This is a genomic window from Streptomyces phaeochromogenes (assembly GCF_001418655.1).
In the GTDB taxonomy this organism is placed as follows: Bacteria; Actinomycetota; Actinomycetes; order Streptomycetales; family Streptomycetaceae; genus Streptomyces; species Streptomyces phaeochromogenes.
Window position 1 is genome coordinate 1 of record NZ_LIQZ01000021.1, and the last position, 15,134, is coordinate 15,134.

Genomic DNA, 15,134 nt, shown 5'->3' on the forward strand with positions numbered 1-15,134 from the left:
CCGCAGTCCCCCGCGAGCTTCGTTCCGGAGGCGATCCGTGCCCGCACACCCGTCCGCAATCACCCTCGTCCCCCGCCCCACCAAGACCGTGCTGCGGCCGGGGTACTTCACGCTGGACGACGACACCGCCCTGAACATCGGCGCAGGCACCGAACCGGCCGCGGAACTGCTGCGCACCCTGCTCGCCCCCGCCACCGGACTGGCCCTGCCACCGTCCCCGAGCGGGCAGTTGAAGCTGGCCGTCGACTCCGGCCTCGGCGGCAGCCTGGGCGACGAGGGATACGTCCTCACGATCGCCCCGGACGCCGCACTGCTGCGCGCCGCGCACCTCACCGGTCTGCTGCGCGGTATCCAGACGATCCGTCAACTCCTGCCCCCACAGGCCCTGTCGGAGACTCCGCAGGCCGACACTCCGTGGCTGCTGCCGTGCTCCGAGATCACCGACCGCCCCCGGCACCCCTGGCGCGGCGCGATGCTGGACGTGGCACGCCACTTCCAGCCCGTCTCCTATCTGCGCCGGTACGTCGACATGCTGGCCCTGCACAAGATCAACGTGTTCCATCTGCATCTCACCGACGACCAGGGCTGGCGCATGCCGGTCGCCGCCCGCCCCAAGCTCACCGAGATCGGCGGCCATCGCGCCGAGTCCCAGACCGGCCCGGCCGGCAGCGGCACGTACGACGGCGTCCCGCACGGTGGGGCGTACACGCGGGCCGAACTCGCCGGTCTGGTGCGGTACGCGGCCGCCCGCGGCATCACCGTCATGCCCGAGATCGAGATGCCGGGGCACGTACGCGCCGCCCTCGCCGCCTATCCCTCGCTGGGCAACCACCCGGAGCGCAGCCTCGACGTCTGGACGCGCTGGGGTGTGTGCGACACCGTCCTCGGTGTCCACGACGAGGTCCTCGACTTCTGCCGCACCGTCCTCGAAGAGGTCATGGACGTCTTCCCGTCGCCGTACATCCACCTCGGCGGCGAGGAGTGCCCGACCGCCGAGTGGACGCACAGCGTCGCCGCACGCGAACGAGCTGTGGCGGAGGGCCTGCCGAACGCCGAGGCGCTGCACGGCTGGTTCCTCGGGCAGATCGGCGACTTCCTCGTCCGCCGCGGACGTCGGCCGGTCGGCTGGGCCGAGACCGGCGCCGAACTGCCCCTGGACTTCACCGTGATGACCTGGCGCGACCCGTCCCACACCCTGACGGCGGCGCGCCGCGGCCACTCCGTGATCAACGCGTACCACCGGGCCACGTACCTCGATTACGCCCAGTCCGACGACCCCCACGAGCCGCCGGCCCAGCCCGGCACCGTCGTCGATCTGCGCGCGGTCCACGCCCACGACCCCGTACCCGAGGACGCGGACGCCGAGGCCGCCGGGCGGGTGCTCGGCACCCAGACCCAGCTGTGGACCGAGTTCGTCACGACGCCCGCCCACATCGAGTACCTCACCTACCCGCGGCTGTGCGCCCTCGCCGACCGCGGCTGGAGCGGCGCGACCGACTGGGCCGACTTCCGTGCCCGGCTCGGCGAGCACACCGCCCGGCTCGACGCGCTCGGCATCAACCGCCACCCCTGACATCGCTCCCCACACACACCGCACACCACCCCTGACCTGTCCGTTCCGGGAATCACCCCCACCTTTCTGGAGAGGAACAACGATGAGATTCGCCAAGAAGAGGCTGCGCGCCACCGCACACACCGCCGTCGCCGTGGCCATGGGCGCCGCCGCGCTCACGGCACTCCCCACCACCGCGAGCGCAGCCGCCGACGGGCTGAGCGTCCAGTACCGTACGAGCGCCACGGGAGCCGCCGCCGACCAGGCCGAACCCTGGTTCAAGGTGACGAACACCGGTGCCACGAGCGTGCAGTTGAGCGGCGTCAAGGTCCGCTACTACTTCAAGGCGGACTCGGCGAGCGCGACCTACCGCTTCGCCTGTTCCTGGGCCGTCAAGGGCTGCGCCAACGTCACGGGCACCTTCGGCACGCTCGCCAACCCGACCGCCACGGCCGACCGTTACCTGGAGATCGGCTTCACCTCCGGTGCCGGTTCGCTGGCCCCGGGCGCCGACACCGGCGACCTGCAACTGCGCTTCTACCAGTCGAACTGGGCGTCACTGAACCAGAGCGACGACTACTCCTTCGGCGCCTCCCGCACGTCGTACGGCGACTGGACCAAGGTCACGGCCCAGCTCGGCGGCACGCTCCTGTGGGGCCAGGCCCCGGCGGGCAACGGGCCGACGGATCCGCCCACCGACCCGCCGACCGATCCTCCGGCCGAGGGCGCCGCGCTGTTCGACGACTTCAACTACAGCGGCCACACCGACCCGAGGATCTCGGCGAACGGCTGGAACGTGCGCTCCAACTCCGGTGGTCCCGGCGTGCCCGGAGCCACCTGGGCGCCCGAGAACGTCACCTTCGCCACCACGGGCGGCAACTCCATCATGAACCTGGAGACGTCGACCGCCGGCACCGCGGGGAGCACCGAGCAGACCGAGATCCTCACCAAGTCGATGAAGTTCAAGAACGGCACCTACGCGGCCCGCGTCAGGTTCAACGACGCGCCCAAGTACGGCCCGGACGGCGACCGTCTCGTCCAGACGTTCTTCACCATCAACGACCTCAAGGCGCCGATGGCGGACGACTACGCCGAGTACGACTTCGAGTATCTGCCCAACGGCGGCTGGGGCGAGCCGGCCAACATCCTCTACACGACGTCCTGGGAGACCTACCAGGCCGACCCGTGGGTGGCGGTCAACCAGCACACCGAGGCCCGCCAGAGCTTCAGCGGCTGGCACGACCTGGTGCTGACCATCGACAACAGCACCATCAAGTACTACATCGACGGACAGCTCTTCGGCACCCACGGCGCCCAGTACCTGCCGGAGCGGCCGATGTCGATCAACTTCAACCAGTGGCTGATCGACCTCGCGGGCCAGACCAGCACCACGGCGCGGGCGTACGACCAGCAGGTCGACTACGTCATGCACGTCAAGGACCAGGTCCTCACGCCGGCCCAGGTCACCGCCAAGCTGAACGCGTACCGCAGCGCCGGCACCAGGTTCGAGGACACGGTCCCCGGCGTCTGACCGGCACCTGACCGGCCCGGGGCCCGCCCCGGGCCGGTCACCCTCCGCTGCCGGCCCTGCGGCTCGCGGCCGACTTGACGATCGTCTGGCACCAGGCGAGGTCCGCGGCGTCCACGGGCGCCGCGGACAGGGCGTCGAGCCAGCGCTGCCAGAGGTCGGCCCTGCTCCACGCGGTGAAGCGGCGGTGCGCGGTGGAGTGCGAGATCCCGAACTGCGCCGGGAGCTGCTGCCAGCTGCATCCCGAGGTGAGCACGTAGACGACGGCGGTGAGCGCCGCCCGTTCGTTCGCGGAGCCGGAGGCAGACCCGGAAGCAAGCAGCGGTTCGGCGGCGGCCCACAGCGCGTCCGGTACGAGATGCCGTGCCAGGACCGGGCTCAGCGTGGCGGAGAGGTGGTCGCGGATCTCCTCGTCGTCCGCCGGCGCGGGCGTCGACGACGGCTCCCCGGCCGCCGGGCCGCCCTCGTCCTGGAGACCGGCGGCCGGAGCCGCGGTCTCGTCCGTCGGCCGGTCCTTCTGCCGGTCCGTCGCCTGGTCGGCGGCCTGGTCGGCGGCCTGGGACCGGTAGGTCCGCCACTGGGTCAGCAGGTCCTGGTGGCTGCCCCGGACCCAGCGCATGTAGTCGCGCATGTTGCCCAGGCGGCGGCGAGGCGCCTCCTCCTCCGGGCCGAGCAGCTCCATGGCCCGCTCGGCGAGCTGTTCCTGCCGGTCCAGATAGCGGCGCTCACCGGCCAGGAAGCTGCCCCACACGTCGTCGTCGACCCGGAAGTAGTGGCTCCGCTCCCCCGGCACCGCGTGCCGTCTGATGAACCCGGCCTCGACCAGGCGCCGGGTCGCCAGCGAGACGGAACCGGCGCTGACCCGCAGGGCGCGGGCGAGCGCCGCCGACGAGACGTACGGAACATCCGTGATGAGCAGGTAGGCGATGATGCGGCCGTCCATCCGGCTGCTCCCGGCCGCCTCCCAGACCAGCCCGACCTCCTCCACGAACGACTCCCGGCTCCAGCCGCCACCGTCCTGGTGTCCGGAGCCGTCGAGATGTCCGGAGCTGTCGTACGTGGTGCTGGCTGGCGCCTCGCCCGGCATTGAGTCCTCCTCGTAAACTTTCATCTCATCTTAAAAGTTTCGCAGCTTTGCATTGACATGGCATCTCAGCGACGCCCAGTATCCCGGTACGCGCCCTGGTGAGCACCCGGCAGCCCAGGCCCTTTTCCTGAGGCCGGGCCATGGCGCGCCCCTGCTCTCCCATGGAGTCGTCGTGCCCAGATCACCCATGTTCACAGCCCCGGCGAGCCTATCGCTGGCCCTCGTTCTCGCCCTCGCCGCTTCCGGTTGCTCCAGCGGCGCGAAGAGCGGCGGCGGTGCGACGAAGACCGGCGGCTTCTCGGTCGCCGTGGCCGAACCCGACCATCTCACCCCGGGCCGCAGCACGGTCGGCTGGGACCAGCTGCGCGTGCTCTTCGCCCCGCTGGTCAAGGTCGACGCCAAGGGCGGGATCAGTTACGTACAGGCGAAGTCGGTGACCTCCACCGACGCCCGGCACTGGACCATCAAGCTCCGCTCCGGCTGGAAGTTCCACAACGGCGAGGCGGTCACCGCCCAGAGCTACGCCGACGCCTGGAACGCCACCGCCTACGCCCCCAACGGTTGGGCCGGGAACGGCCAGCTCACCGGTATCGAGGGCTACGCGGCACTGAACCCGGCCAAGGGCAAGCCGAAGACCAAGACCCTCTCGGGTGTGAAGGTCGTCGACGCCACGACCCTGGACGTCACCCTCACCAGCCCGGACAGCCAGTTCCCGCTCCAGCTCACCCCGAGCCAGCTCGGCTTCTACCCGATGCCGAAGGCCGCCTTCAAGGACCCCAAGGGCTACGACAAGAAGCCGATCGGCAACGGCCCGTTCCGGATGACCTCCGTCTGGAAGGCCGACGAGGGCACCACGGTCAGCGCCTACGCGGCGTACCGGGGCCCGAAGCCCAAGTCGTCCGAGATCACCTTCAAGAGCTATGCCGACCTCAACACCGCGTACACCGACGTGCAGGCGGGCAACATCGACCTCGCCTATGTGCCGGTCAGCAAGTACGGCCAGGCCAAGGCCGACTTCGGGGACCGGCTGCACACGTACGACGCGCCGTCGCTGGAGTTCATGGGCCTGCCGCTGCAGGACAAGAAGTTCGACGACGTCCGGCTGCGCAAGGCGCTGTCCATGGCGATCGACCGGTCCGCGGTCAACAAGGCCATCTACGGCGGGCTCTACACCCCGGCCACCTCCCTCACCCCGTCCTCCGAGGTCGGCGCCGAGACGGACATCTGCGACGCCTGCGCCTTCGACCCGGCCGCGGCGAAGAAGCTGCTCAAGGAGGCGGGTGGCTGGTCCGGGAAGCTGACCATCACCTACCCGGGCGGGCTCGGCCTCGACGAGCTCTACAAGGCGGTCGCCAACCAGCTCAGGCAGAACCTGGACATCCCCGATGTCAGGGCCCAACCGACCGCCGACTGGGCCGAGTTCAGCGAGAAGGCGTTCGGCGGAAAGATCGCCGGGCTCAACCACGCCCACTGGGGCGCCCTCTACCCGAGCATGCAGGCGACCCTGCGCGGCATCTTCACCAAGGCCGGCGGCTGCCAGGTGTGCAGCCACTACAGCGACGGCGATGTAGACAAGCTGCTCCAGCAGGCGGACAGCGCGGCCGACACCACCGCGGCGGCGAAGCTCTACAACGAGGCGCAGAAGCGCATCCTCCAGGACTTCCCGGTGATCCCGCTCTTCTACGGCAGCTACATCTACGCCAGCACCCCCAAGGTGACCGGGGTGACCGTGGGCCCGGCCGACGTCGAGCTCAGCCGGATATCCGTCGTCGGCTGACCGTCCGGCACTCCGTGGACGTACGCGTCCATCGGCACCCGCACCCCCGTACCCCCGACACCCCGGAGATCCGCACCAGCATGACCGCCGCCACATCCGAGCAGTCCGCCCCCGCCATGCCGTCCCCCGGGAACTGGGTACGGCACGCGGCGACCGTCCCCGAGACCCACGCCTACCCGGCCGTGGACGAACTCCTCGCCTCCTTCCGGCAGTTGGCGAAGGCCCATCCGGGCCTGGTGACCGAGAGCCGGATCGGCACCTCCACCCTCGGCGAACCCCTGTACTGCTTCACGGTGGGCGAAGGACCCGCGAGCCTCACGACGGACGGGGACGGCGGATACGTCGTCGTCGGCGGGGTGCACCCCAACGAGTCGGTCGGCGCGGTGACCGCCCTCCACCTGGCCGGGGCCCTGTGCGAAAGCCCGGAACTGCGCGGGCACTTCGGCGGGGCCTGGCACATCGTGCCCTGCATCGACCCGGACGGGGCCCGGCTCAACGAGGGCTGGTTCGCCACCCCCACCGACAAGCGCAACTACGGACGCCACTTCTACCGGCCCGCCGGCAACGAACAGGTCGAGTGGACCTTCCCGTTCGCCTACAAGAAGGCGTGGTTCGACCGCGTCCTGCCCGAAACCCTGGCGCTGATGCGGCTGTTGGACGCCACCCGGCCGCGCTTCCTGACCACCCTGCACAACTGCGAGGCGGGCGGCGTCTATTACTACATGAACCGTCCGGCTCCGGAGCTGTACGGAGTCCTGACCGAGATCCCGGCCTCCCTCGGCATGCCGCTGGCGACCGGCGAACCCGAGGCCGCCCACGCCCCGGTCTACTCCCCCGCCGTCTACGGCTGCATCGACATGAAGGACGCGTACGACTATCTCGAAGGGCTCGGCGTCGACGCCGCCGCCAAGATCGCGGGCTCGTCGAGCGCCGCGTACACCGAGCGCTACGGCACCTTCTACTTCGTCACCGAGGTCCCGCACTGGAGCCACCCGGACGCCGACGACAACACGCCCATCGAGCGGCGCCACGCCGATGTGGTCCGGGGCCGGGCTCGGGCGCTGGGCGAGGCCGGGACCTTCCTCGGCGGCATCCTCGACGCGGCGAACCCGCATCTCACCATCCAGTCCCCGTTCCTGCGGGCGGTCCGCGAGTTCGTACCCTCGCTGACCGAACTCGCCACCATGGAGTCGGCCCGCGCCGACGAACTGCCCGACCGAGCCGCCACGGTCTCCGAACGCTTCGACTGCGAAGCCGGTGTGCACAGCCTGCGCGTCCGCTTCGGGGGCATGCTGCTGCGCGCCCTCAACGCGGAAGTGGTCGCGGGCACCGCCACCCCCGAAGTGCGCCGCTGCCACCGGGAGTTGCTGGAGACGTACGAGACCTGGGAGCGCGAGGCCGGCCCGGCCACGGGCGACCCGATCGCGATCTCCACGCTGGCCGGGATCCAGTACGGGGCGCTGCTGGCCGCCGCGGACCACGCCCGCGACAGAGATCTCACGAGGGACCCCGGATGACGTACCTCATACGCCGCCTGCTGGAGGCACTGCTCGTCTTCTTCGGCATCAGCCTGGTCATCTACGCGATGACGTACGTCCTGCCGGGCGACCCCATCGCCGCGCTCGCCGGCGACCGGCCGCTCGCCCCGAGCGTGGCGCGTGCCCTGCGCGAACAGCACCACCTCGACGATCCGTTGCTGGTCCAGTACGGCCACTACCTGGCCGGGCTCTTCCACGGCGATCTCGGGACCGACTTCAGCGGGCGCTCGGTCGCCGAGCAGATGGCCGACCGCTGGCCGGTCACCCTGAAGCTGGCCCTGACCGCCTGGGGCATCGAGGCGGTCGTCGGCATCGGGCTCGGGGTGCTCGCCGCGCTGCGCCAGGGGACCTGGACGGACCGTACGGTGCTCGCCTTCACGATCGGCGCCACCTCCGTGCCGGTGTTCGTGCTCGCGTACACCGCGCAGGTCGTCCTCGGTGTGCGGCTGGGGTGGTTCCCGGTCGCCGGGAACACCGACGGCTGGCCGACGAGCTATCTGCTGCCCGCGCTCTGCGTCGCGGCCTTCGGACTGGCGTCGGTGTCCCGGCTGGTCAGGGCCGAGGTGATCGAGAACCTGCGCGCCGACTACGTACGCACCGCCGTCGCCAAGGGCCTCAGCCGGCGCCGGGTGGTCGGCGTCCACGTCCTGCGCAACTCCCTCATCCCGGCCGTCACCTATCTCGCCATCGACCTCGGCTACCTGCTCGGCGGCACCGTGATCATCGAGGGCGTCTTCAACCTTCCCGGCATCGGCCAGCTGCTCTTCCAGGCCATCCGCGCCCACGCCGGACCGACGGTGGTGGGGGTGTCGACCGCTCTGATCCTGATCTTCCTGGCCGTGAGCGTCCTGGTCGACCTCCTCAACAGCCTCCTGGACCCGAGGATCCGCCATGACTGACGCCGCTCTCTCCCCTGAAAAGCTCGGGGCACAAGGGACTTCGACCGAAGCTTCGTACCAGGCCCCACAGGGCACCTGGCACGAGCTGCGCCGCAGGCCGGTGTTCCTCCTCACCGGCGGCTGCGCGCTGTTGCTCCTCCTGCTCGCCGCCGCGCCCGGGCTCTTCGCGGGCTGGTTCGGCCACGGCGACCCGACCGTCTGCGAGCTGGGCCACAGCGCCGAGGGCCCGGCCCCCGGCCACCCCTTCGGATACGACGTCCAGGGCTGCGACCTGTACGCCAACGTCATCCACGGAGCGGGCGCCTCGCTCGGCGTCGGTCTGCTCGCCACCGGTCTCGGGCTCGCCGTCGCGCTGGTCCTCGGCTGCCTCGCCGGGATGGCCGGGCGGATCGTCGACAGCGTGATCGCCCGGATCACCGACGTCTTCCTCGGCTTCCCGTTCCTGCTCGGCGCGATCGTCGTCCTCAACAGCTTCACCACCCGGGACGTACCGACCGTCGCCGGGGTACTGGCGCTCTTCGGCTGGCCGACCATGACCCGGGTGGTGCGGGCTTCGGTGCGGTCGGTGCGCGAGGCCGACTACGTGGTGATGGCCCGCAGCCTCGGCGCGAGCCAGTGGTTCATCGTGCGCCGACACGTCCTGCCGAACGCCCTCACCCCGGTCCTCGTCCTCGCCACCATCACCGTCGGCGGAGTGATCGTCGCCGAGGCCGCGCTGACGTTCCTCGGCGTCGGGCTCCAACCCCCCTCGATCTCCTGGGGACTTCAGCTCGCGGGAGCCCAGAACTCCTTCCAGACCCACCCTCATCTGCTGATCTTCCCCGGGCTCTTCCTGTCCTTCACCGTCTTCGTGCTCATCACCTTCGGCGACACCGTGCGTGACGCCCTGGATCCGAGAGGCCGGTGACCCCTCATGGACCACACGACCAACCACACGACCGCGAAAGCCCCACTGAACGACCCGCTGGACGCACCACTGTTGGACGTCCAGGACCTCACCGTCGACGTGCTGTCCCGCTCCGGCGCCGCCCAACGGGTCGTCCATGGCGTCTCGTTCACCCTCCACGAGGAGGAGACCCTCGCACTCATCGGCGAGTCCGGCTCCGGCAAGAGCATCTCCGCGATGGCCGTCATGGGCCTGCTCCCGGCCACCACCGCCCGGGTCGGCGGCAGCGCCCGCCACCGGGGCACGGACCTGCTGACCCTGCCCGAGGACCAGTTCCGTGCCCTGCGCGGCAGGCGCATCGCGATGGTCTTCCAGGACGCCCTGTCCGCCCTCAACCCCACCCTGACCGTGGGCTTCCAGATCGCCGAGACGATACGGGCCCACGAGGGCGTCGGCCGCCGCGAGGCGCGCGCCAGGGCCGTCGAGCTGATGGCCCGGGTCCGCATCCCCGACCCGGCCCTCCGCTACCGCGACCACCCGCACCAGTTCTCCGGCGGTATGCGGCAACGGATCATGATCGCGATGGCGGTGGCACTCAGCCCCGACGTCCTCATCGCCGACGAACCCACCACCGCCCTGGACGTCACCGTGCAGGCACAGATCATGGAACTGCTCGCCGAACTCCGCGAGGAGACCGGCTCCGCCCTGCTGCTGATCACCCACGACCTGGGCCTCGCCGCGGGCACCGCCGACCGGGTCGCGATCATGTACGCCGGGCGCATCCTGGAACAGGCCCCGGTCCAGGAGCTGTACGACCGGCCCGCCCACCCCTACACCCGGGGGCTGCTCGCCGCCGTGCCCCGCCTCGCCGGGGACACCGACGACCTCACTCCGATCCCGGGCACCCCGCCGGGCCCCGGCCTGCTGCCCGCCGGCTGCGCCTTCCATCCGCGCTGCCCCGACGTCGGCGAACGCTGCGCGACGCAGGAGCCGATGCTGCTCCCGGCCCTCCCCGACCCGCCCGCGCGCCTCGTCGCCTGCCACTATCCGCTGGAGGTCTCCGGTGCCCGATGACGTCCCGACCGGTGCCCCGCTCGTTGAGACCGGCGTCCCGCTCCTCGAGGCCCGCGGCCTGGTCAAGCACTACCGGTCCGGCGGGCTGCCCCTCGGCGGCAGGCGCCGGGCCACGGTCAAGGCCGTCGACGGGGTCGACCTGACCCTGCGGCGGGGCTCGACCCTCGGTCTCGTGGGCGAGTCCGGCTGCGGCAAGTCGACCCTCACCCGCCTGCTGATGGCCCTGGACCGGCCCACCTCCGGCACCGTGCTCGTCGAGGGCCGGGACCTGCTCGCCCTGCCGTCGGCCGAGCTGCGCCGCCGCAGGCGGGACATCCAGCTGGTCATGCAGGACCCGTACACCTCCCTCGATCCCCGGATGACGGCCCTGGAGATCGTCCGTGAGCCGCTCGACATCCACCGCGACCTGATGCCGAAGAAGGAACGCGCCTCCTGGGCCCACGAGTTGCTGCACATGGTCGGGCTCGACCCCGGGCACGCGCACCGCCACCCCCACCAGTTCTCCGGCGGGCAGCGCCAGCGCCTCGGCATCGCCCGGGCACTCGCGCTGCGCCCGAAGATCCTGGTCTGCGACGAACCGGTGTCGGCGCTCGACGTGTCCGTGCAGGCGCAGGTGATCAACCTGTTCAAGGAGCTGCAGCGGGAGTTCGGGCTCAGTTACGTGTTCATCGCGCACGATCTGGCCGTGGTCCGGCATGTCGCCGACGAGGTCGCCGTCATGTATCTGGGGCGGATCGTCGAGCACGGCGACCGCGACACCGTCTACTCCCGCCCCGCGCATCCGTACACCCGGGCGCTCCTCTCGGCCGTCCCCGATCCGGACCCGCGCGGGCGGGGCGCAACCGGCCGCATAGTGCTGCAGGGCGACCCGCCCAGCCCGACCCGGCCACCCACCGGCTGCGCCTTCCACACGCGCTGCTGGAAGAGCGAGGAGATCTGCGTGGATCAACAGCCTGTTCCGACCCCGGAGTCGGCCGTCGGACGGCGGCAGGTCTCCTGCCACTTCCCCGAGAACTGACAGCTGAGAACTGAGAACTGACAGGACGGAACAGCGCACATGCTGGAGCAGGAGATCTTCCGGGTCGACGACCCCGGACGGATCCGTGATCTCGCGAGAGCCCACCCCTGGGCCACCCTGATCAGTCACACTCCCGACCGCGGACTGGTCGTCTCCCATCTGCCGGTCCTGGTCGACGACTCGCGCCAGGACGCCGGTGACACCCGGGACGCCGGCTGCACGCTCCTCGGCCACCTCGCCAGGGCCGACGCCAGGAAGCACGAACTCGGCTCCCACGAGGTCGTGGTCGTGATCCAGGGGCCGCACGGCTACATCTCACCGAGCTGGTACGGGGAGACACCCCACGTGCCGACCTGGAACTTCACCGTCCTGCACGTCCAAGGCCGCCCCGAGGTCCTGGACCCGACGGACACGTACGACGTGCTGTCGGCCACCGTCGACCACTTCGAGGACCTCTTGCCCGAGCCATGGCGGCTGGCCCGCGTGGAGAGTTACGCCCACCGGATCGCCGCCGCCGTCACCGGATTCCGGCTGCCCGCCACGAAGGTGACCGCCAAGGCGAAGCTGAGCCAGGACGAGCGCGAGGAGATCGTCCTCCGCCTCGCCGGGGCCCTCGAATCCGGCCGGCCGTACGCCGTTCCCGAACTCGCCCGCGCCATGCGCGACACCCGGAGGAACCCGTGAACGACCCGAACACCGTGACCGACCCGAACACCGAGGCGCCCGGCGACCCCTCGGCCACCGCCCGACCGCTCACCCTGCGCCGCGTCCACCTCGGCGCGGGCGGACCGCTGAGCGATGTCCGTATCGAGTCCGGTCTCGTCAGGGCCGTGTTCCCCGCGGGCGAAGCACCGCGCGCCGACGGCCAGAGCCTCGACCTCGACGGCCGTACGCTGCTGCCGGGGCTGTGGGACTCACACGTGCACATGGTCCAGTGGGCGGGCCTGCGCCGCCGGCTCGACGTGTCCGGCGCCGGGTCGGCGAGGGAAGCCGCGGACGCCACAGGCCGGCAGGCGGCCACGCTGCCACCCGGGGAGCCGATGATCGGCCACGGCTTTCGTGACGGGCTGTGGCCGGACGCGCCCCACAAGGACCTCCTCGACGCTCTCGTCCCGGACCGCCCCGCCCTGCTGATCAGCATGGATCTGCACTCCGCCTGGCTCAACTCGGCCGGACTCGCCCTGGTCGGGCGCGGCGACCACCCCACCGGGCTGCTGCGCGAGGACGAGTGCATCCAGGCCATGGCCCAACTCCCCACCGCCTCGGTGGAGTTGACGGACCAGTGGGTGCAGGAGGCCTGCGTCGCCGCCGCCGCGCGCGGGATCACCGGCATCGTCGACTTCGAGTACGCCGACAACATCGCGGACTGGACCCGCCGGATGACCGGCACCTCGGTGCCGCTGCGCGTGGCCGCCTCCATCTGGTCCCCGCAGCTGGAGGCGGCGATCGGACTCGGGCTCCGCACCGGCCAGACCCTGGACACCCCCGGCGGGCTGCTGGAGGTCGGGCCGTTCAAGCTGCTCACCGACGGCTCGCTCAACACCCGTACCGCGCTGTGCCACGAGGCGTACCCGGGCACGGTCCCCGGCGAGCCCGGTTCCCACGGACTGGAGCAAGTGCCCCCGCAGGAGCTGGTGTCCCTGCTGCGCCATGTCTCCTCCCACGGGATCGAGCCCGCGATCCACGCGATCGGGGACCGCGCCAACGAGATGACCCTCGACGCGTTCGAGGCGGTGCGCTGCCACGGCCGGATCGAGCACGGCCAGCTGCTCGCCCCCAAGGACATCCCGCGCTTCGCCGAACTGGGCGTCACCGTGAGCATCCAGCCCACCCACGCGGTGGAGGACCGGGATGTCGCCGACCGCCACTGGGCGGGCCGGACCCACCGGGCGTACGCCTTCGCCGACCTGCTCGCCGCCGGGGCCGTCCTGGCGCTGGGCTCGGATGCCCCCGTCGCGCCGCTGGACCCCTGGCTGACCATGGCGTCCGCCGTGACCCGGACCGGCAACGAGCGCCCGCCGTGGCACCCGGAGCAGCGGATACCGGTGGCGGACGCCCTGGCCGGCTCGTCCCGGGGACAGCGGCTGATCCGGGTCGGCGACCGGGCCGACCTGGTGATCACCGACGCCGACCCGCTCACCGCGGACGCCGGGACCCTGCGCGAGATGCCGGTGCACGCCACGCTGCTCGCCGGAGCCTGGACGCACGGCCCGTCGATGTGACCGGTTCGCCGTGACCCGATCACCGTGACTGGCCCTCTGTGGCCTGTTCGCCGCGACTGGTCCTCCGTGACCTGTTCGCCGCGACCTGTTCGCCGTGGCCTGTTCCGGCCCGACGATGACCATCTTGGTCTAGACCTTGACGTGTCCCACTCATGAGGACCACTCTGAGAGCGCTCTCAAACGACCGGAAGGGGCCGCGCCGCCCTTGCCTCCCCGTGACGGGACGCGGCCCCCGACCATCCGTCCGTCGCATTTCGACTCCGGTGGGAGAAGCCCACCTGGCAGGAGGACGAGCGTGCTTGCCCTACGGAAAGCGCTGGTGGCCCTGGTCGCCGCGGCAACCGTCACCGCGGGACTCACGACGGTGGGCCCCGCATCCCGCGCCGAAGCCGCGGTGCCCACGACCATCCCGCTGGAGATCAAGAACAGCTCCGGGCGCAGCGATCAGGTGTACATCTACAACATCGGGACCCTGCTCTCGACCGGCCAGCAGGGCTGGGCCGACGCGAACGGCACGTTCCACGCCTGGCCCGCCGGCGGCAACCCGCCGACCCCGGCGCCCGACGCGTCGATCGCCGGACCGGCCAACGGCCAGACCAAGACGATCCGGATGCCCAAGTTCTCCGGCCGGGTCTACTTCTCCTACGGCCAGAAGCTCGTCTTCAAGCTGACCACCGGCGGTCTCGTACAGCCCGCGGTGCAGAACCCGTCCGACCCGAACGTGAACATCCTCTTCAACTGGACCGAGTACACGCTCAACGACGCCGGACTGTGGATCAACAGCACACAGGTCGACATGTTCTCGGCCCCGTACGCGGTCGGCGTCAAGAACACCGCCGGCGCCACCAAGAACACCGGCCACCTGAAGCCCGGCGGCTACAACGGCTTCTTCAACGCGCTGAGGGGCCAGCCCGGCGGCTGGGCCAACCTCATCAGGACCCGGTCCGACGGGACCGTCCTGCGTGCCCTCGCACCCGGCCACGGCATCGAGGCAGGCTCCCTGCCCGCCTCCGTCATGAACGACTACATCAACCGGGTGTGGACCAAGTACGCCTCCTCCACGCTGACGGTGACACCGTTCGCGAACCAGCCGGGCACCAAGTACTACGGCAGGGTCTCCGGCAACGTCATGAACTTCACCAACGGCTCCGGCGCCGTCGTGACCAGCTTCCAGAAGCCGGACTCCGACAGCATCTTCGGCTGCTACAAGCTGCTGGACGCGCCGAACGACCTGGTGCGCGGCCCGATCTCCCGCACCCTGTGCGCGGGCTTCAACCGCTCCACGCTCCTGACCAACCCCAACCAGCCCGACACGAGTTCCGCGGGCTTCTACCAGGACACCGTGACCAACCACTACTCGCGGAAGATCCACGCCCAGATGGTCGACGGCAAGGCGTACGGCTTCGCCTTCGACGACGTCGGCGCCCACGAGTCGCTCGTCAACGACAACAACCCGCAGACGGCGTACATCACGCTCGACCCGTTCAGCTGAGCGGGCCGATCCGACAGCGTGTCGCGAGGGCCGGGCAGGTCTGCCCGGCCCTCGCGACACG

11 protein-coding genes and 1 pseudogene are annotated in these 15,134 nt (G+C 70.8%); 11 read left to right on the top strand and 1 reads right to left on the bottom strand.

The window, feature by feature from the left end; all coding sequences use genetic code 11:
* The first annotated feature begins 37 nt into the window (after positions 1 to 37).
* Both AOK17_RS03515 and AOK17_RS03520 read left to right on the top strand, forming a co-directional pair.
* Positions 38 to 1,573, top strand: coding sequence for a beta-N-acetylhexosaminidase (locus tag AOK17_RS03515; protein WP_055610787.1), 1,536 nt, complete (start codon positions 38 to 40; stop codon positions 1,571 to 1,573).
* An 82-nt stretch (positions 1,574 to 1,655) separates the two neighbouring features.
* The gene (locus AOK17_RS03520) at positions 1,656 to 3,083 is read left to right on the top strand and encodes a cellulose binding domain-containing protein (RefSeq protein ID WP_055610788.1); all 1,428 of its coding nucleotides are present in this window, start codon (positions 1,656 to 1,658) and stop codon (positions 3,081 to 3,083) included.
* 147 nt (positions 3,084 to 3,230) lie between these two features.
* Here the strand turns inward: AOK17_RS03520 and AOK17_RS54260 are convergent.
* A pseudogene (locus tag AOK17_RS54260) lies at positions 3,231 to 4,191 on the bottom strand (transposase); the annotation flags it as partial.
* A gap of 148 nt (positions 4,192 to 4,339) precedes the next feature.
* On the opposite strand from AOK17_RS54260, the gene AOK17_RS03530 reads away from it, so the two are divergent.
* From AOK17_RS03530 to AOK17_RS03570, 9 genes are all read left to right on the top strand, one after another.
* Complete coding sequence (locus tag AOK17_RS03530; RefSeq protein ID WP_245696998.1) at positions 4,340 to 5,944, top strand: peptide ABC transporter substrate-binding protein; 1,605 nt, start codon at positions 4,340 to 4,342, stop codon at positions 5,942 to 5,944.
* An 80-nt stretch (positions 5,945 to 6,024) separates the two neighbouring features.
* Complete coding sequence (locus AOK17_RS03535) at positions 6,025 to 7,461, top strand: M14 family zinc carboxypeptidase (RefSeq protein WP_206190668.1); 1,437 nt, start codon at positions 6,025 to 6,027, stop codon at positions 7,459 to 7,461.
* Entirely contained in the window at positions 7,458 to 8,381 is a 924-nt protein-coding gene (locus AOK17_RS03540) for an ABC transporter permease (RefSeq protein WP_055610791.1), read from the top strand. Before AOK17_RS03535 ends, AOK17_RS03540 begins: the two co-directional genes overlap by 4 nt.
* Complete coding sequence (locus tag AOK17_RS03545; protein WP_079052773.1) at positions 8,374 to 9,288, top strand: ABC transporter permease; 915 nt, start codon at positions 8,374 to 8,376, stop codon at positions 9,286 to 9,288. The genes AOK17_RS03540 and AOK17_RS03545 overlap by 8 nt, the downstream gene beginning before the upstream one ends.
* Positions 9,289 to 9,294: 6 nt before the next feature.
* Entirely contained in the window at positions 9,295 to 10,341 is a 1,047-nt protein-coding gene (locus AOK17_RS03550; protein ID WP_055610792.1) for an ABC transporter ATP-binding protein, read from the top strand.
* The gene (locus AOK17_RS03555) at positions 10,331 to 11,359 is read left to right on the top strand and encodes an ABC transporter ATP-binding protein (RefSeq protein ID WP_055610793.1); all 1,029 of its coding nucleotides are present in this window, start codon (positions 10,331 to 10,333) and stop codon (positions 11,357 to 11,359) included. The genes AOK17_RS03550 and AOK17_RS03555 overlap by 11 nt, the downstream gene beginning before the upstream one ends.
* Positions 11,360 to 11,398: 39 nt before the next feature.
* Entirely contained in the window at positions 11,399 to 12,043 is a 645-nt protein-coding gene (locus AOK17_RS51925) for an FMN-binding negative transcriptional regulator (protein ID WP_055610794.1), read from the top strand.
* Complete coding sequence (locus AOK17_RS03565) at positions 12,040 to 13,581, top strand: amidohydrolase (RefSeq protein ID WP_245696999.1); 1,542 nt, start codon at positions 12,040 to 12,042, stop codon at positions 13,579 to 13,581. The genes AOK17_RS51925 and AOK17_RS03565 overlap by 4 nt, the downstream gene beginning before the upstream one ends.
* A gap of 295 nt (positions 13,582 to 13,876) precedes the next feature.
* Positions 13,877 to 15,073, top strand: a complete 1,197-nt coding sequence (locus tag AOK17_RS03570) for a glycoside hydrolase family 64 protein (protein WP_055610795.1) — start codon at positions 13,877 to 13,879, stop codon at positions 15,071 to 15,073.
* Positions 15,074 to 15,134 lie beyond the last annotated feature (61 nt).